Below are 17686 nucleotides of genomic sequence, written 5' to 3'. Positions count from 1 at the left end.
TGGGGATCGGTCTTTGGGGGCGGTTTCGAAGAACTCGGTCCCGTAGGCGCCAAAGCCGATCAGGCGCAACTCATAGCCGACATCGTCGAACATTTCTATATGCAGGTGGGTCATCTCGACAGGCAGAGTGGCCGGCTCGAACCCATCAAAGATCGGGGTCGGCTTTGGGACCAAACTGTCCAGGCGGGCGCGCAGAAAACTGTCAAATTCCCGTCGGAGGGTCTCGAGGTCTCGCGGGGGCGGTCCGTCATCGTGACTGCGGATCCCCAAGAGCTTCTTTAGCCAATCCATCGTCTACCTGGAGAAGCAACATCACCGCGACCCTGACAAAGGGACGCGGCGAGAGCAGGGTTCTGATGTTCCGATCAGTGCAGCAGGCGGCCCATCGCGGCGGCAACATCGGCCATGCGGGCGGAAAAGCCCCATTCGTTGTCATACCATGCCAGCACGCGCACCATGCGCTTGCCGACGACCTTGGTCTGGTCGGGGGCAAAGATCGACGAATGCGTGGTGTGGTTGAAGTCGATCGAGACCTTCTGTTCCGGATCGTAGGAGAGCACGGCGCCCATGCGGCCCGCCGCGGCCTCTGCCACCACTTCGTTGACGTCGTCGACGGTCACGTCGCGCGAGGCATAGAAGGTCAGGTCCACGGCAGAGACATTCGGTGTGGGCACCCGGACGGCAGAGCCGTCGAGCTTGCCCTGGAGATTCGGCAGCACCTCGCCCAGGGCCTTGGCGGCGCCGGTCGAGGTCGGGATCATCGCCAACGCTGCGGCGCGCGCGCGGTAGAGATCGGCATGGCGCCGATCCAGCGTCGGCTGGTCGCCGGTGTAGCTGTGGATCGTGGTCATGATGCCGCTTTCGATGCCGATGCCCTCGTCCAGCACCTTGGCCAGCGGCGCGAGGCAGTTGGTCGTGCAGGACCCGTTCGAGATCATGGTCTCGCCCTTGACCAGGTCACGGTGATTCACGCCGTAGACCACGGTGCGCTGCACGTTCTTGGCGGGCGCCGAGATCAGCACCGACTTTGCGCCCCGGTTCATGTGGGCGCTGGCCTTTTCGCCGTCGTTGAACTTACCGGTGCATTCTAGGACCACGTCGCAGCCGCTCCAGTCGAGGTCACCCATCTCGTAGGAGGACATCACGTCGATGGGGCCACGGCCCAGATCCAGCGCCTGGTCCTTGACCGTGACATCGCCGGGAAAGCGACCGTGGATGCTGTCGTAGCGCAACAGGTGAGCATGGGTCTCGATCGGACCGGGCGCGTTGATCCTGACGACCTGGACATCGTTGCGTGCGGATTCCGCGATATGCGCCAGAGTGCAGCGGCCGATGCGGCCAAATCCGTTGATCCCGATCGTGACGGTCATGCTCGCCTCCTGAAAATTCTGTCGGCTTCCGTATAAGGACGCCTTCTGCCTCTGCAAAGTCCAATAACCATTGTGGAACAATATGTTAGCGGTAAACGTGACAAGGATTCGCGTGGTGGCGCTAACCCTCCGATCGCGTTTGCGGTAACGTGGTGGGAACCACAGGGGATCTTCGCCATGCAGAGATGGAACAACCTTGTCAGCCTTGCCGGGCGCATCCTTATCGCGGCGCTTTTCCTTGCCGGGGCGGTGCAGAAGGCCATCGATTCGACCTCGGCCGGAGAGATGCTGGAAGGTTGGGGGCTGCCATTCGGGTTGGTCTGGCTAGCGATGGCCTACAACCTCGGGGCGGCGGTGGCGCTGATCCTGGGAATCGCGCTGCGTCCGGTGGCCCTGTCGCTGGCGCTGTATTGCATGGGGACGTCCTTCTTTCACTTGGTGCCGGACGATCCCTGGCAAATGAGCATCTTCGTCAAGAACTGGGCCATCGCCGGTGGCTGCCTGGTGCTGGCCGGGCAGGGCGGCGGGGCGTGGCGCTTGCGGTTTGCGTCCCAAGGGGTAGGTTCGCGTTGAACAGGTTGAGTGGGGGCGCGGTATGAGCGGACTTCTGGCACTTCTCGATGACGTTTCTGCGATCGCCAAGGTGGCGGCGGCCTCGGTCGACGATATTGGCGCGGCGGCAATGAAAGCCGGGTCCAAGACCGCGGGCGTCATCATCGACGACGCAGCGGTGACACCGAAATACGTGCAGGGTTTTGAACCGGCCCGCGAATTGCCGATCATCTGGCGGATCGCGCGGGGGTCCCTGATCAACAAGCTGGTTTTCCTGATGCCGGCGGCCCTGTTGATGGCGGCTTTTGCGCCCTGGCTGGTCTGGCCCTTGCTGATCCTGGGCGGGTGCTACCTGTGTTTCGAGGGGGCAGAGAAGATCGTCCATGTGATGATGCCCCATGACGATCATTCCGGCGGACCGGACGGCAGCCATGACGTCGGCGATCCCACGCACCTTGAAGAGGCCAAGGTGAAGGGCGCGATCAAGACGGATTTCATCCTTTCGGCAGAGATCATGGTGATCTCGCTCTCGGCCATTGAGGCGCCGAATTTCGCCATGCAGGCCGCGACGCTGGCCGTAGTTGCGGTGCTGATCACCTTTGCCGTCTACGGCGCCGTGGCCATCATCGTGAAAATGGACGACGTGGGCCTGTGGTTGAGCCAACGCGGTCGCCTAGGCGCGACACGCGGTTTTGGTCGCGCCATCGTCAAGTTCATGCCCTGGTTGCTGAAGGCGCTGGCGATCATCGGGACGGCAGCAATGCTTTGGGTCGGGGGGCACATCCTCACAAATTCGCTGAAGGAAATGGGATGGGGCGTGCCGTACCAGGCGGTGCATGACATCGCGCATTCCATCGGCAATGGAGATGCGCTGCTGGAATGGGGCGTGACGGCGGGGATCGACTTTGTGATCGGGTTCCTGGCCGGGCTGGTCCTTATCCCCATCGGGACCAAGCTGGTCGCGCCGGTCTGGGCGCGTTTCTTCGGAGAGGGTGACGCCAAGGCGCATTGAGCGCCCGGCAGTGGACCGGAAACGAAAACGGCGCCCCGGTTTCCGGAGCGCCGACCAAATTCGGTCAGAGCCTCAGGGCCTGACGACGCTGACCTCCGCCAAGGCGGCGGTAAAGCCCTTGAGCGAGAGGGAAAGAGGAATCGGCTGGTTCATCGCAAGAAACGGCACAATGGTGATCGTCGCGACATTCCCGGCCTTGTAGGCCTCGACGTCCTCAGCGACGAGTCCATATCTCGACATGCAGCCGATACGCGAGCAGACGTCATAGGGGTATTGCTTGCCTTCGCGCCCGTCGATGGACACCTTGAGGCCATGTTTCAGTGAGCTTTCAAGGGGAACGATGACGGTCACAAGCGCCGCGATCTGACCAGCGTTCTCGACCCTTTTGACTTCGACCTGTGCGATGTCCTGGTTGTTCTGGGGATCTTTCAGGAGCTGAACCATCGTGCAGGCTTCGTTGTCAGCTTGATCCTTGATGCATTCAAGCGTCCAGTCGTCGTAGACCTCTTTGATATAGGGTTCGTTGCGAACAGGCTGCCCGAGTTCGATTCCCGGATCGGCCGGTTGGGCCGCCGGATCGCCGCCGTCGGCGGATTGGGCATAGCCCGTGCCTGCGCCCAACGAGGCGATCAACGACAGTAGGATAAGCGGTTTCTTCATGATGTCCTCTAAAATCCGGTCATTTGCCTGACCTGTCGATTAGCACGCGTCGGACGGACTGTCAGGGAAGAATTCCGCCGTGCCGCAGCGGCAATGCGCGACATGCCGCGGACATCTGTCAGAGCCTCGGCGCCGGTATCCCCGGGGACGGGCGTCTGCGATCAAAAGGAAAGGGGCCCGAGGGCCCCTTTCCATTTCACTCCCTGTCGGACCGGCCGACTTTGTCATTGGTCGTGACGCTACGAGAAGACTTGCGCTTGGTCAACAGGGATTTCCACCTTCTTTTCACGTCAGTAGGTGCAATTCTGCCGGAACAAAAAAGCCGCGCCCTAGGGCGCGGCCAGTCTGACAGGGAGGAAGTCTGCCCGGGACAGGAGAGGACATGTCGTCCCGGACCAGAAACATACTGGCATCAAATGGTTAACGTTGTATGTTCATGCCGTGCGAGCTGGGGGATCAATCATGAACAAGGCGGTTTTCGTGGGTGGCGCGGGCGAGAGTCATGACGTCAGGCAGTTTCTGGACCTTGGCTATGCCAACCGGCACGGGCTGGTGGCGGGGGCGACGGGCACCGGCAAGACCGTCACGCTTCAGATCCTGGCCGAGGGGTTTTCCGCCGCCGGTGTGCCGGTGTTTCTGTCCGACGTGAAAGGCGACCTGTCGGGTCTGGCGGTTGCGGGCAACGAGACGCACAAGCTGCACGGCGCTTTCATGGATCGCTGCGCCAAGATGGGGTTCGACGATTTCGCCTATGATGCCTTTCCGGTCAGGTTCTGGGACCTCTTCGGTGCCCAGGGCCACCCGGTGCGCACCACGGTGACGGAGATGGGGCCGCTGATGCTGTCGCGCCTGCTGGATCTCAGCGAGGCGCAGGAGGGCATCCTGAACATCGCCTTCCGGCTCAGTGACGAGGAGGGGTTGGCGCTGCTGGACCTCGATGACCTGCGGGCGATGCTGGTCTGGCTGGGGGAGAACCGCAAGGACCTGTCGCTACGCTATGGCAATATCTCCGTCGTCTCCATTGGCGCGATCCAGCGGCGTCTGCTGGTGCTGGAAAACGAAGGTGGCGCAGCGTTCTTTGGCGAACCGGCGCTGGACTTGGCGGACCTGATGCAGGTTGCGGCGGATGGACGGGGCATGGTCAACGTATTAGCCGCCGACAAGCTGATGGCGCGACCGCGCCTCTACGCGACCTTCCTGCTGTGGCTCTTGTCCGAACTTTTCGAGGAACTGCCAGAGGTGGGCGACCCCGAGAAGCCGCGGCTTGTCTTTTTCTTCGACGAGGCGCACTTGCTGTTCGACGACGCCCCCAAGGCACTGGTGGACAAGGTGGAACAGGTGGCGCGCCTGATCCGGTCCAAGGGGGTCGGCGTCTATTTCGTCACCCAGTCGCCGGACGATATCCCAGAGGATGTGCTGGGCCAGCTTGGCAACCGGGTCCAGCATGCCTTGCGGGCCTTCACCGCACGCGACAAGCGGGCACTGCGACTGGCCGCCGAGACCTACCGCGAAAACCCTGCCTTCGACATCGAAGAGGCGATCCGTACGGTCGGCGTGGGCGAGGCCGTGACATCGTTTCTCGAGGCGAAAGGCGCGCCCGGAATCGCGCAGCGCACGTTGATCCGTCCGCCGTCCTCGCAACTGGGCCCAATCACCGAGGCTGAGCGACGCGCCGTTATGGCCGGGTCGGAGATGGCCGGGAAATACGACACTGCCATCGACCGGGACTCCGCCCACGAGATCCTGCGCGCCCGGGCCGAGGCCGCGGCAAAGGCCGCCGAGGCAGCAGAGCGCGAAGAGGAAGAAGCCGCGGCGCGTGAATTCCGCGCAGCCCGGCGGTATTCGGGCGCGCGCGTCAGCCGGTCGACCTCTCGCCCGGTACGGCGCGGCAAGAGCTTTGGCCGGGCGATGGGCGACATGGTGATGAAGGAACTGACCGGCACAACCGGACGCCGCATCGTGCGCGGCGTCCTAGGCAGCTTGTTCAAGGGCCGGTGATCCGGGCGCGCCCGGGCGGGCAGGGCGCGCCCCTTTTCGTTAAAGTGTAAAGTCATCCGCCGTCAGGCCGGTCACGCCCGCGACTCGGATTTCCGCATCCTGTATGCCATCGCCATCGGCATCGAGAAGGACAAGGGTCGAGCCCGTGGCGGTTTCCAGCAAGCGCAGCTCGGGGTTGCCCGAAGGGGCAAATCCACCGGTGCCGCGGAACTCGAAGACACCCGGCGAAAGCCCGGCGACCACGATCAGGTCGACGCCCTGTTCGAAGTCCAGGATCTGGTCCCGGTTGGCGCCCACGACCGTTTCCGCCAGCGAACGGAAGACGAAAATATCCGCATCCTGGCCGCCGGTCAGGAAATCCCGGCCAAGACCGCCCACCAATTCGTCTTCTCCCGCGCGGCCGCGCAGGATGTCGTTGCCGTCGTCGCCTTCCAGGCTGTCGTCCCCGTTGCCGCCTTCCATCGTGTCGTTTTCGGAACCGCCTTCGAGAAGGTCGGAGCCGTCCCCGCCAATCAGCAAGTCATTGCCCGCATCGCCGGTGACGGTATCGGATCCGGCGCCACCGTTCACCGTGTCGTCGGAGCTTCCACCGATCATCGAGTCGTTTCCATCCCCGCCCAAGAGCGTGTCAAAACCAGTGCCCCCATCCAAGGTGTCATCGCCGTCGTGGCCCACGAGCAGGTCATCGTCATTGCTGCCGGAAAGGTTATCGTCTGCCGCGCTGCCGATCAGAGTGTCATTGCCGTTTGAGCCAAAAACCTCGCCATCGACGAACCCGTTTATCAGACCGCGGTAAAGATCGGCTCCGTCGCCAAGGAGGACGTCGCCGAAAATCTTGCCGCTGTTGGAAACTTTGTCGTCCCCGCCAGCGGTAACGATCGCAGCGGCATTGGCGGAATCGATGGTGCCATCGTTCCGGATCGTCTCGACGTCAGCGCCCGTGGTGATTGTTGCTAGTGAATTCGACTGAAGCAGTCCGGCGTTGAAAATGTAGTTTGCATGCGATCCGCCTTCGAACGTCGAATCGATCTGTATCGCATTGTCGGAGTTGGACGTTATCGTCCCGTAATTGTAGAGAAAGTTCCCGCCGGAAGCCAGCAGAAGACCATCGGACAATGCGCCGCTTCCGATGATGTCCCCGTAGTTCAACAGCCTCAGGCCGGTCAGCGCGACATTTGAGCCAGCGTCGATGACGGCCGGGAAGTTGCTGGTTTCCATTGTCCCGAAGTTGGTGATGGTGCTGAAGCCGACGGGGTCCGAGAACGCGTTGCCCTCGGTGTATATGAGTCCGTAGTTTGTCAACTTGGCGTTCCCGGATGGGGCCGAAACGGCTCCAGCCGACAAGACAATGCCGCCGGTCGACAGGATCAGCAGATCGTCATCGGACACGATGGATTGCGTGGTGTTAACGATTGTCGAAAGCGTTGTGATCGCCATGGATCGGTATCCTTGGAAATTGTGGAAAGGAAAGGCGGATGGAGCGTAGCAATGTCTGGCCGTCATCAACAAGGCATGAGCCAGCCCGCATGGCCCCGCGGCCAGAGCCGATGCGGAGCGGCCGGATCACAACGATCAGACCACGGAGGCGTCCGCGAATCGAAAGGCGGCGGGAGTGGTAGGCCCGGAGGGACTCGAACCCCCAACCAAGGCGTTATGAGCGCCCTGCTCTAACCAATTGAGCTACAGGCCCACCGTGACGTTCTCACTACCACGGCGCCCTGCCGCGTCAAGCGTCCACGTTGCAGGGCGCCCTACGATGCGCTAAGCGCGAGCGAAAATCGGGCACGGGCCTGAAGGAGATCCCTATGAGCGATGGCAAGAACGGGCTGACCTATGCCCAGGCGGGCGTGGATATCGACGCAGGCAACGCGCTGGTCGAACGGATCAAGCCGGCCGCGAAACGGACCGCGCGTCCGGGCGTGATGAGCGGGCTGGGCGGCTTCGGCGCGCTCTTCGATCTCAAGGCGGCGGGCTACGACGATCCGGTGCTGGTGGCGGCCACCGATGGCGTAGGCACCAAGCTGCGCATCGCGATCGACACCGGCCATGTGGACGGCGTCGGCATCGACCTCGTCGCCATGTGCGTCAACGATCTGGTCTGCCAGGGGGCAGAGCCGCTCTTTTTCCTCGACTACTTTGCCACCGGCAAGCTGGAGACAGAGACCGCCGCGCGGGTGGTCGAAGGCATCGCCGAGGGATGCGTGCGCTCGGGCTGTGCCCTGATCGGCGGCGAGACAGCCGAGATGCCGGGCATGTACCCGGCGGGAGATTTCGATCTGGCTGGCTTTGCGGTGGGAGCGATGGAGCGCGGCGCGGCGCTGCCCGATGGGGTCAAGGACGGCGACGTCCTGCTGGGCCTGGCTTCGGACGGGGTGCATTCCAATGGCTACAGCCTCGTGCGCAAGCTGGTCGAAATGTCGGGACTGGGCTGGGACGCGGCCTGCCCCTGGGGCGACGCGACGTTGGGCGAGGCGCTGCTGGCCCCGACCCGGCTCTACGTCAAGCCTGCCTTGGGGGCCATCGGCGTGGGCGGCGTGCACGCGCTGGCCCATATCACCGGCGGCGGCCTGACCGAGAACCTGCCGCGGGTGCTGCCCAAGGGGCTTGGCGCCGAGATCGACCTGAATGCCTGGGACCTGCCGGATCTCTTCAAGTGGATGCGCGGCATCGGCGGTATCGCAGAGGGCGAAATGCTCAAGACCTTCAACTGCGGCATCGGCATGATCCTCGTTGTCGACCCCGAAAGCGAACATGCCATCGACGCGCTGCTGGCCGAACATGGCGAGAAAGTGTACCGGCTGGGCCGCGTCACCTCCGGTGACGGCGTCACCTACAGCGGGTCGCTGGGGTGAAACGGGTCGCCATCTTCATCTCCGGCGGAGGGTCCAACATGGTCACGCTGGTCGACAGCATGACCGGAGACCATCCGGCGCGGCCGGTCCTTGTCCTGTCGAACAATGCCGACGCGGGCGGGTTGCAGAAGGCGGCGGAGCGCGGCGTGCCGACCGCTGTCGTCGATCATCGCCCCTTTGGCGGCGACCGCTCAGCCTTTGAAGAGGCGTTGCAACAGGCGCTGGCTCCGCACGATCCGGACATCCTGTGTCTTGCCGGGTTCATGCGCGTCCTGACAGCGGGATTTGTGACGCCCTGGGAAGGGCGCATGCTCAACATCCACCCTTCGCTCTTGCCCAAGTACCGGGGGCTGAACACCCATGCCCGGGCGATCGAGGCGGGCGACACGGAGGCCGGCTGTACCGTGCACGAGGTGACGCCGGAACTGGACGACGGCCCGATCCTTGGACAGGCAAGGGTGCCGATCCTGCCGGGGGACAGGACCGAGGCGCTGGCGGAGCGGGTGCTCAGGATGGAGCACCAGCTGTACCCGGCGGTCCTGCGCCGCTTTGCCGCCGGGGACCGGACGCGCGTGGACTTGCCCTGAGCCCACCTAGCCGTCGAGCCGCTGCATCGACGCGGAGTTGCCGTGCCAGCCCTCCGGGTCAGGCGCAGAGGCAGGGGCACTCAGCGCTGCCAGCCCTATGAACGCCAGCGCCGCCAAGGTGACGATCATGGCGATCAGGCGCGGGGTTTCGGCACTCTCGGACCGCGGGGCGGCCTGGTGAATGTGATGGTCGACGGTTGTCATATCGGCGGTCTCCTGTTTGCGATGACAGGCAGATAGGCGCGCCGCCTTCATTCTTGAAATGAATGTTTGGATCGCATCGGATCACGATTCATGATGGGTTGCCATCCGGCGTGCGGCTTGCCAGACGGGCTTTGAATGTCCCCGGGGATTGTTCTATGGTGGCCGGACGCAAGGGGCCCATCGGCGCCATGACCTTGCCTGACCTTTCACGGAGCGGGCCTTACCTGGCCCGTGAATCCAGCCGGAGCCCGCATGAAAACCTTGACGACGACGGAAGAGCTGGCGGCCTTCTGCGAGGCAGCTGCCTCTGTTCCTTACGTGACCGTGGATACGGAGTTCCTGCGGGAGCGGACCTATTACTCCAAACTCTGCCTGATCCAGCTGGCCTTGCCGGGCCGGGATGACGCGGATGCAGTGCTGGTCGACCCTTTGGAAGGGGATCTTTCGCTGGACCCGCTGATGGCGCTGTTCCAGAACAAGGACGTGGTCAAGGTCTTCCATGCGGCGCGGCAGGATCTGGAAATCTTCCACGTCGATCATGGCGTGATCCCAGAGCCGCTTTTCGACACGCAGGTGGCCGCGATGGTCTGCGGTTTCGGGGAACAGGTCGGCTATGAAACGCTGGTCAAGCGGATCGCCAAGCAGCAGCTCGACAAGAGTTCGCGGTTCACTGACTGGTCGCGACGCCCGCTGACCGACGCGCAAAAGACCTATGCGCTGGCGGATGTCACGCACCTGCGCCAGATCTACGAATTCCTGAACGCCAAGCTGGAAGAGACCGGCCGCGCCCGCTGGGTGGCCGAGGAACTGGCGGTGTTGACCGATCCTCAGACCTATGTGACCCATCCCGAGGATGCCTGGAAACGGGTCAAGACGCGGTCGAACTCGCCCCGCTTCCTGGCCATCGTGCGCGAGCTTGCGGCCTTCCGAGAGGCCTATGCGCAGGAACGCAATATCCCGCGCAACCGGGTGTTCAAGGACGATGCTCTTGTCGAGTTGGCCTCGACAAAACCGCAGAACATGAATGATCTGGGCCGGTCGCGTTTGCTGCTGCGTGAGGCGCGCAAGGGCGCCATCGCCGACGGAATCCTTGCGGCCGTCGCCGCTGGGCAGGAATGCCCCAAGGAGAACCTGCCCAATGTCGTGAACGACCGCGAGAAACTGCAGGTGAACCCGGCTCTCTCCGACCTTCTGCGCGTTCTCCTTAAGGCCAAGACCGAGAGCTACGGCGTCGCGTCCAAGCTCATCGCGCCGGCCTCGGACCTGGATGCCATCGCGGCAGGCCAGCGCGACGTGGCCGCGCTGACCGGCTGGCGGCGAGAAGTTTTCGGAGAGGATGCCCTGCGTCTCTGTGACGGTGAGATCGCTCTGGGGGCCCGGGGCAAGGCGGTCAAGGTCATCGACCTCTGACCGCCGCTAAGCGAGCGGGCTGCGCCGCTCAGCGGCGCGCGCTGCGCACGTTATGCCGGCCCTTGACCTGGATCAGGCGCACGTCCAGCAGTTCGTTGTCGGTCAGCCAGACGGCCGCCGTATGGGTCCGTGACTGGGCCGGTCCCTTGGCGCCGCGCGGCTGCAATCCGCGAAAGGCGTAGGTCAGCGTGCCTTCGCCGCTTTCCTCCTCGATCTTGACCAGCTTGACGTCGAAGGCGCCCTGGTAGTCGGCAACGGTGGTCGCGCGGACAATGGCGCCGCCGGGGCGGCGTTCGATCACCAGTTCGGTGATTTCGCCCATGTCGGTTCCGCGATAGGTGGTGTCCTTTTCCTCGCGAAAGATCGACTCGCGCGCGCGGGGGATCAGGGTGTTCACTTCTTCGTTGACCGTGGCCACTGGGCGCGACTCGCTGCGCCCGAACCAGTTCACCGGGTTCAGGCGGCTGTCGCGTACTACACCGCAGCTTGTCAGCAGGATCGCCGCAAGTACGAGGGTGGATACCGGTTTGAACATGTTACGCCCCCAAGCAGATTTCACGGAGGGTTAGCGCAGAACTGCGCCGTTGAAAAGAACCTCGCGCCGGTTGGGGGCTGGACCTTTGTCGCGGCTCTGCCTAGGTCTGCGGCAAACGGAGGTCAGAATGGCACAGGCAGCATTCGAAGACGTGGTCGAGGATTTCGAGTTCCTGGAGGACTGGGAGGACCGCTACCGCATGGTGATCGAAATGGGCAAGGACATGGAGCCGATGCCCGAAGCACTGAAAGTGCCCGCCACCAAGGTCGAAGGTTGCGCCAGCCAAGTCTGGCTGCACATGACGCCCGAGGACGAAGTTTTCCGGTTCCAGGGCGACAGCGACGCGCTGATCGTCAAGGGGCTGATCGCGCTCTTGCACCGTCTGTACGACGGTTTGCCACTGTCCGAGGTGCCCGGCGTCGACGCGCGCGCGGAACTGGGCCGGCTGGGGCTGCACGAGCACCTGTCGGCGCAGCGATCAAACGGGCTGCGCGCCATGATCGAGAGGATTCGCCAGGAGGCGGCGGCTTAGGCTGCGGCGGCGATTGCCGCAAACCGAGGAAGCCCGCTGCCCCGGTTCAACCGTTGCCGTCGCCGGTGAAACGCGCCGCATCTGCCGCGGCGCGCCGGATCGCATTGGATTTGTGCACCGTCTCCTGGTACTCGGCCTCGGGGTCGCTGTCGTAGACCACGCCGCCGCCCGCCTGGATGTATAGTTTGCGGTCCTTCACCAATGCCGTGCGCAGGGCGATGCACATGTCCATGTCGCCGCCGGCGCTGAAGTAACCGACGCCACCGCCATAGACGCCGCGCTTTTCCGGTTCCAGCTCGTCGATGATTTCCATCGCACGGACCTTCGGGGCGCCGCTGACGGTGCCCGCAGGAAGCCCCGCCAGCAGGGCGGAGAGCGCGTCCTGATCCTCGGAAAGTTCGCCGACCACGTTCGACACGATGTGCATGACGTGGCTGTAGCGCTCGATGATGAATTTCTCGGTCGGTCGGACGGTGCCGATTTTCGACACCTTGCCGGTGTCGTTGCGGCCAAGGTCCAGCAGCATCAGGTGTTCGGCCAGTTCCTTCTGGTCCGCCAGCAGATCCTCTTCCAGCGCCTTGTCCTCGGCGGGCGTGGCGCCGCGCGGACGCGTGCCCGCAATCGGGCGGATCGTCACTTCGTTGCCGAAGACTCGTACGAGGATCTCGGGAGAGGCGCCGATGACCTGGAACCCGCCAAAGTTGAAGTAGAACATGAACGGCGACGGGTTGGTGCGCCGAAGCGAGCGGTAGAGCGCGAATGGCGGCAAGGGAAAGTCCTGCGTCCAGCGCTGTGATGGCACCACCTGAAAAATGTCGCCCGCGCGGATGTACTCCTTGGCCTTGTCCACCGCCGACAGATAGGCGTCATGGGCAAAATTGGAGACCGGTTCACCCAGGTCTGCCGCGTCGCCCAGATCGCGCGAGGCCTGAGGCAGGGCGCGTTCCAGGTCCCGCACCGCGTCCATGACTCGTTCGGCGGCCTGCGCATAGGCGGCGCGCGCCGACAGCCCGTCCTGCACCCAGGCGGGAGAGACCACCGTCACCTCGCCCTTGACCCCGTCCAGCACCGCCACGACCGAGGGCCGCATGAGCAGCGCGTCGGGCAGGCCCAGCGGATCAGGGTTCACATCCGGCAGGTGTTCGACCAGCCGGATCATGTCGTAGCCCAGGTAGCCGAACAGGCCGGCCGCAGCCTGTGGCAAGTCGTCGGGCAGGTCGATGCGGCTTTCGGCCAGCAGCGCGCGCAGTGCGGTCAGGGGATCGTCCTGCTGCGGCTCGAAGGCGTCGGGATCGAAGCGTGCCATGCGGTTGAGGCGGCTCTGGTCACCGTGGCATTGCCAGATCAGGTCCGGCTTCATCCCGATAATCGAATACCGCCCGCGCACCTCGCCGCCGGTCACGGATTCCAGCATGAAGGCATCGCGCGCTGCACCGGTCAGCTTCAGCATCAGCGACACAGGCGTGTCGAGATCGGCAGCCAGGCGGGCATAGACAACCTGGTTGCGGCCCGCCTCGTAGGCCGCGGCGAAGCCGTCGAAGGAAGGGATAAGTTGTACCATCGTCTCTACTGGAAGTTGGCGTGAACGGCGTTGATCGCCGCCTGGTCGAGGTCCACGCCGGCGCGGTCCTGGATGTCCGAGGCGAGGGCGCGGAACAGGTCCTGAGCCACGGCTTGTGCCGCCTGGTCGCGGAACAATTGTGCCAGTTGTTTGGCCTGTTCGTCTTCGGGATCGACGTCCAGGATCTCATCCAGACGGACCACGACAGCCGATGCGCCGGTACTGACGGCGCGGACCTGGTTGGGCTCCATGTCAAAGACCGCTTCCAAGACTGCACGCGGCACCGCGCCGAAAGAGGTCCGGGTCAGCGCCTCTTCGGTCTGGGCGGTCAGGTTCAGGCCCTCGAAGGTGGCGCCTTCGCCCAGTTGACCCGCCAATGCCTGGGCCTGTTTCAACAACGCGTCCGCCTTCTGCACCTCGCGCCAGTCGGCCTCGACCTGCTCGCGCACCTCGTCGAAGGGGAAGGGCGCGGGGGGCTCGACCTCGTCCAGCCGCAAGGCAAAGACACCGCCGTCGCCAAGGGTGGCGATGGCCGGGTAATCCCCGTCTTTCGCGGCTTCAGCCGCATCGCGGAAGGCAGGGTAGCCCGCGATGCCCTCGTCGTTGTCGCCGGTCCATCCGATCTCTCCCAGGTCAAGATCGGTTGTCTCCGCCAGTTCCTCCAGCGTGAGACCCGCGGCAAGCTCGTCGTCGTACCCCTGGGCCTGGGCGTCGATCACCCGACGCGCGCGGTCCAGCGCAAGTTCGCCGCGCAGGCCGGGGATCGCATCCTCGAACGGTGTCAACTGGGCTGGAAGGACGGCGTTGATCCGGAAAAGGGCCGGACCAAGCGGTGTTGGCGCGGGGCCGACCACCTGGCCAACCTCGCCGTCAAAGACCGCGTCCGCCGCATCGCGCAGGTCGGCGCGGGTGACATCGCCCATGTCGGTGTCTTCAAGCGCCAGCCCACGTTCGTCGACAAGGTCGCCAAAGCCGATCTCTCCCGAGGTGATGCGCGCCAGCGCGGCCTCGGCGGCGGCGGTGTCGTTGAAGACGAGCCGTTCCACGAGCCGCCGCTCGGGCAGGTCGAACTCGTCCTTGCGGTCATCATAGGCAGCGCGCAGGCTGTCCTCGTCCACTTCGACGCTGTCAACCAGCATCTCGGGCGTCACCCAGGCATAGGTCAGGCGCTTGGTCTCGGGGCGGGTGAACTTGTCGATGTTGTCATCGTAGTGCGTGCGCAGGTCCTCTTCGGTCGGCGCGGCGATGTCGAGGTCCAGCTGGCTTTCCCCGACCACGGCCCAGGTGATGCTGCGACGTTCGGCGGTATAGCCGATCAGCGTGTCGACATAGGAGTCGGGCAGTCGGATACCGGCCAGAACGGCGCTCTGCAGCAGCGAGCTGGCGCTTTCATTGCGCAGCTTTTCCTCGAACTCGCGTTCCGTGAGGCCCGCGTTTTCCAGGGTCAGCCTGTACGCCTCACGGTTGAAGCTGCCGTCAACCGCCTGAAAGGCGCGGATCTGGCGCAGATCCTCGGCAAGGCGGGTGTCGCCGATGGACAGGCCCAGCGTGTCGGCCTCGTTCTCCAGAGCGGCGGTGACGACCAGCTGGCTCAGCACCTGCTGTGTCAGGCCAAGGCTTTGCGCCTGCTGGAAGGAGAGCGCCTGTCCGCTCTGCTGCTGGATGTTGCGGATCTCGTTCTGCAGCGCCCGGAAATAGTCATTGGTCGAGATCTCGGCCTCGCCGACCTTGCCTATCGACCGCACCGTGCCCGAGAAATTGGTGGCGCCAAAGCCGCCGAGACCCAGTAGCAAAAGGCCCAGCAGACCCCAGACCAGGTACTTTCCCACGCCGCTCTTCTTGTCCGCCATCTCGACCTCCCGCTGTCGGTTTGCCCCTGTCTATGCGGCTCCCCCGGGGGCTGCAAGAGGCCCGTCGACCTGCGCCAGCCTGCGCGCGAACTCGGCGATCCCGGCGCGGTCCGTATTGGCGAAGGCGACCCGGAACTGCCGGTCGCCGCTGGGGTCGCCCTCGGGCGTGAACATCGTGGCCGGCAGGATCAGCACGCCCGCCTCGCGCACCAGCCGCGGCGCCAACGTGGCAGAGCCTTCGGCAAAGGGATGTTCGATATAGGCGAAATAGGCGCCGCAGCCCAAGAGCCGCCAGCCGCGCGCGGCCAGCGGCGCGAAACAGTCCTCGATCGCGGCACGGCGATCCAGTATCTCGGCGCGCTGTTCGGCCTTCCACTGGCCAAGGTTTTCAATCCCCCAGAGAGCGGCGCGCTGGCCCAGAGAAGGGGCGCAGATCGCCACGGTGTCCTGAAACTTCTCGATCTGGTGCAGCAACTCGGGCTGGCCGATGACGGCGCCGACACGGTGGCCGGTCAGCCGGTAGGCCTTGGAGAAGCTGTAGAGCTGCACCAGGACGCTGTCCCAACCCTTGCGCGCCAGCAATCCGTGCGGTGCCCCGCTGCGCGAGTCGAAATCGCGATAGGTTTCATCGACGATCAGGCGGATACCGGCCTCTGCACAGAGGTCGTAGAACCTCTCCAGCACCTCCGCCGGGTATTCCACGCCGCAAGGGTTGTTGGGGGTGACAAGCGCGATGGCCCGGGTGCGCGGCGTGATGAGCGCGCGCGCGGCCTCCGGGTCAGGCACGAGGTCTTTGCCGCAGGTCAGGGGCACTGCGTGCACCCCGCTCATGTCCAGCCACATCTTGTGATTGAAGTACCAGGGCACCGGCAGGATCACCTCGTCACCCTCGCCGCAGGTGGCTGCGATGGTGGCAGCAAAGGCCTGGTTGCAGCCCGCCGTGATGCCGACCTGGGCCGCCGCGACCGTGCCGCCATATTGGCGCGCCCAATCCTCCGCCAAGGCCTCGCGCAGCGCGGGCAGACCCAGCACTGGACCGTACAAGTGGCTGGCCGGATCCTCCAGCATCTCGGCCATCGCGGCACGCATGGGCGCGGGTGGCGGATCCGCAGGTGCCGCCTGGCTGAGGTTGATCAGCGGGCGCTCCGGCGGAAAGTCCATCCCTTTCAGCCAGCGTTGCGCCTCGGGGATGGGCGGGAAAAAGGTTGCCTCGGTGCGCGTGACCATCCGCGTGCTCCATCCATGTGGTTCTTTGGGCCGGAAATACTTCGGGAGCGCGAGGGCAGCGCCCTCGCCGGGGTTCGGGGGCCTTGCCCCCAAGAGTGAGAGGGCGCCGTCAGGCGCGCCTTTGGATCACGCGCTCAATCGTCGCCGCGATAGGGTTTGACGTATTGCAGAGCCATGTCCCAGGGGAAGAAGATCCAGGTGTCCTGGCTGACCTCGGTGATGAAGGTGTCGACCTGCGGGCGGCCCTGCGGCTTGGCATAGACCGTCGCCACATGTGCCTTTGGGTACATGCTGCGAACCAGTTCCAGCGTCTTGCCGCTGTCCACCAGGTCGTCGATGATCAGAACGCCTTCGCCTTCGCCGACCAGCTCGGCATCCGGGGATTTCAGCACCTGTGCCTCGCGCCGCTGATCGGCCTTGCCGCCGCCCGAGTGGTAGCTCTTGACGCTGATCGTATCGACGGTGCGAATGTCCAGTTCCCGCGCCACGATCATCGCCGGCGCCATGCCGCCGCGGGTGATGGCCACCACCGCTTTCCAGTAACCGTTGTCCGGCCCCTGTCCCTGCAGCCGCCAGGCCAGCGCCCGCGCATCCCTGTGCAACTGGTCCCAGCTGACGTGGAACCCTTTTTCGTGGGGCAGGCGGTCGGTCATGGCATTCTCCTCGGCAAGCGCTGTGGACAGAGCCTATACGTCAGCGGCACAGCACGGGGCAAGCGCTCGTTACCGCGACAGCAACAGCCGCAGCCCCAAAGCCCCAAGCAGGGCCGCCGCCACCCGGTCGATCACCGGCTTGGCCCGCAGGTAACCGGCACGGGCGGGCGCAGTGGACAGGAGCGCGGCGAACAGCCCGTAGACCGTCACCTCGACCAGGAAATGATTGGCCACGATCAGTGCCTTGCCCCCAAGACCCATGTCGGCGGGAAAGATCACGATTAGGACGGAGGCGGCAAACAGCACCGATTTCGGGTTCAGCAGGTTCACCAAAAGCCCGCCCAGAAAGGCATTTGCGCCGGGCCGCGCGCTGTCTGCCACCGGCTTGCGCGCATCGCGCCAAAGGCTCCAGGCAATCCATATGAGATATAGCGCGCCGGCCAGTTTCATGGCGCCGTAGGCAAAGGGAAAGAGCGCAAAGATCACCTCCAGCCCCAGGAGCGCGGCACCGGTCCAGCAGGCGGCCATCAGGCCCAGGCCCGTGCCCGTCGCAACCCCGGTGCGGAATCCGCCCGCGATCGACTGGCGCAGCGCATAGAGCAGGGCAGGTCCCGGAGCCGCCATCGCGGCCAGCAGGGTCAGGTTGAAGGCCAGCAGATGTGTCCAGGTCATGGCGGCTCCTT

The 17686-nt window shown here is 64.5% G+C and carries 17 protein-coding genes and 1 tRNA gene; 7 read left to right on the top strand and 11 right to left on the bottom strand.

The genetic code is table 11. The features are described from left to right. Positions 1–365: 365 nt before the first annotated feature. On the bottom strand, positions 366–1370 hold the full coding sequence (gene gap / locus RBB42_RS10355; RefSeq protein ID WP_305970257.1) for a type I glyceraldehyde-3-phosphate dehydrogenase: 1005 nt from the start codon (positions 1368–1370) through the stop codon (positions 366–368). Positions 1371–1547: 177 nt separating this feature from the next. Between gap and RBB42_RS10350 the strand changes: the two genes are divergently transcribed. Continuing rightward, positions 1548–1943: a DoxX family protein gene (locus RBB42_RS10350; RefSeq protein WP_305970256.1), complete on the top strand. Its 396-nt coding sequence runs from the start codon at positions 1548–1550 to the stop codon at positions 1941–1943. Positions 1944–1965: 22 nt separating this feature from the next. Beyond that, positions 1966–2934 (top strand): DUF808 domain-containing protein, encoded by a 969-nt coding sequence (locus RBB42_RS10345; protein ID WP_305970255.1) that lies wholly within the window; start codon positions 1966–1968, stop codon positions 2932–2934. Positions 2935–3006: 72 nt separating this feature from the next. Here the strand turns inward: RBB42_RS10345 and RBB42_RS10340 are convergent, their stop codons facing one another. Then, positions 3007–3567: an invasion associated locus B family protein gene (locus RBB42_RS10340; protein WP_305970254.1), complete on the bottom strand. Its 561-nt coding sequence runs from the start codon at positions 3565–3567 to the stop codon at positions 3007–3009. Between the two features lie 489 nt (positions 3568–4056). Between RBB42_RS10340 and RBB42_RS10335 the strand changes: the two genes are divergently transcribed. Next, positions 4057–5592: a helicase HerA-like domain-containing protein gene (locus tag RBB42_RS10335; RefSeq protein ID WP_305970253.1), complete on the top strand. Its 1536-nt coding sequence runs from the start codon at positions 4057–4059 to the stop codon at positions 5590–5592. A 39-nt stretch (positions 5593–5631) separates the two neighbouring features. On the opposite strand, the gene RBB42_RS10330 is transcribed toward RBB42_RS10335, so the two are convergent. Both RBB42_RS10330 and RBB42_RS10325 read right to left on the bottom strand, forming a co-directional pair. Beyond that, the gene (locus RBB42_RS10330; RefSeq protein ID WP_305970329.1) at positions 5632–7095 is read right to left on the bottom strand and encodes a calcium-binding protein; all 1464 of its coding nucleotides are present in this window, start codon (positions 7093–7095) and stop codon (positions 5632–5634) included. 110 nt (positions 7096–7205) lie between these two features. Next, positions 7206–7282 (bottom strand) — tRNA-Ile (locus tag RBB42_RS10325). Between the two features lie 115 nt (positions 7283–7397). Here RBB42_RS10325 and purM point away from each other — a divergent pair. Together purM and purN are read left to right on the top strand one after the other, a co-directional pair. Continuing rightward, on the top strand, positions 7398–8444 hold the full coding sequence (gene purM / locus RBB42_RS10320; RefSeq protein WP_305971360.1) for a phosphoribosylformylglycinamidine cyclo-ligase: 1047 nt from the start codon (positions 7398–7400) through the stop codon (positions 8442–8444). Continuing rightward, a complete protein-coding gene (gene purN / locus RBB42_RS10315; RefSeq protein ID WP_305971361.1) occupies positions 8441–9031 on the top strand; it encodes a phosphoribosylglycinamide formyltransferase in 591 nt (196 codons plus the stop codon). The genes purM and purN overlap by 4 nt, the downstream gene beginning before the upstream one ends. A gap of 6 nt (positions 9032–9037) precedes the next feature. Here purN and RBB42_RS10310 read toward each other — a convergent pair whose 3' ends face one another. Then, positions 9038–9235, bottom strand: coding sequence for a hypothetical protein (locus tag RBB42_RS10310; protein ID WP_305971362.1), 198 nt, complete (start codon positions 9233–9235; stop codon positions 9038–9040). Positions 9236–9487: 252 nt separating this feature from the next. Between RBB42_RS10310 and rnd the strand changes: the two genes are divergently transcribed. Next, the gene (gene rnd / locus RBB42_RS10305) at positions 9488–10645 is read left to right on the top strand and encodes a ribonuclease D (RefSeq protein WP_305971363.1); all 1158 of its coding nucleotides are present in this window, start codon (positions 9488–9490) and stop codon (positions 10643–10645) included. A gap of 28 nt (positions 10646–10673) precedes the next feature. Here the strand turns inward: rnd and RBB42_RS10300 are convergent, their stop codons facing one another. Further along, on the bottom strand, positions 10674–11180 hold the full coding sequence (locus tag RBB42_RS10300; RefSeq protein WP_305971364.1) for a hypothetical protein: 507 nt from the start codon (positions 11178–11180) through the stop codon (positions 10674–10676). A gap of 127 nt (positions 11181–11307) precedes the next feature. Here RBB42_RS10300 and RBB42_RS10295 point away from each other — a divergent pair, with 127 nt between their 5' ends. Next, positions 11308–11712, top strand: coding sequence for a SufE family protein (locus RBB42_RS10295; RefSeq protein WP_305971365.1), 405 nt, complete (start codon positions 11308–11310; stop codon positions 11710–11712). A gap of 46 nt (positions 11713–11758) precedes the next feature. On the opposite strand, the gene trpE is transcribed toward RBB42_RS10295, so the two are convergent. The 5 genes from trpE to RBB42_RS10270 all read right to left on the bottom strand — a co-directional run bounded on the left by trpE (position 11759) and on the right by RBB42_RS10270 (position 17675). Beyond that, complete coding sequence (gene trpE / locus RBB42_RS10290) at positions 11759–13273, bottom strand: anthranilate synthase component I (protein WP_305971366.1); 1515 nt, start codon at positions 13271–13273, stop codon at positions 11759–11761. A 5-nt stretch (positions 13274–13278) separates the two neighbouring features. Continuing rightward, positions 13279–15123, bottom strand: a complete 1845-nt coding sequence (locus RBB42_RS10285) for a peptidyl-prolyl cis-trans isomerase (RefSeq protein ID WP_305971367.1) — start codon at positions 15121–15123, stop codon at positions 13279–13281. A 30-nt stretch (positions 15124–15153) separates the two neighbouring features. Beyond that, complete coding sequence (locus RBB42_RS10280) at positions 15154–16350, bottom strand: aminotransferase (RefSeq protein WP_305971368.1); 1197 nt, start codon at positions 16348–16350, stop codon at positions 15154–15156. A gap of 134 nt (positions 16351–16484) precedes the next feature. After that, a complete protein-coding gene (gene gpt, locus RBB42_RS10275) occupies positions 16485–17003 on the bottom strand; it encodes a xanthine phosphoribosyltransferase (protein WP_305971369.1) in 519 nt (172 codons plus the stop codon). 69 nt (positions 17004–17072) lie between these two features. After that, the gene (locus RBB42_RS10270; protein WP_305971370.1) at positions 17073–17675 is read right to left on the bottom strand and encodes a LysE family translocator; all 603 of its coding nucleotides are present in this window, start codon (positions 17673–17675) and stop codon (positions 17073–17075) included. Positions 17676–17686: the final 11 nt, after the last annotated feature.

This window comes from Mameliella sp. MMSF_3455 (genome assembly GCF_030733205.1).
GTDB lineage: Bacteria > Pseudomonadota > Alphaproteobacteria > Rhodobacterales > Rhodobacteraceae > Antarctobacter.
The sequence above is the reverse complement of the archived record's forward strand: the minus strand, read 5'-3'. Positions and strand labels throughout refer to the sequence as shown.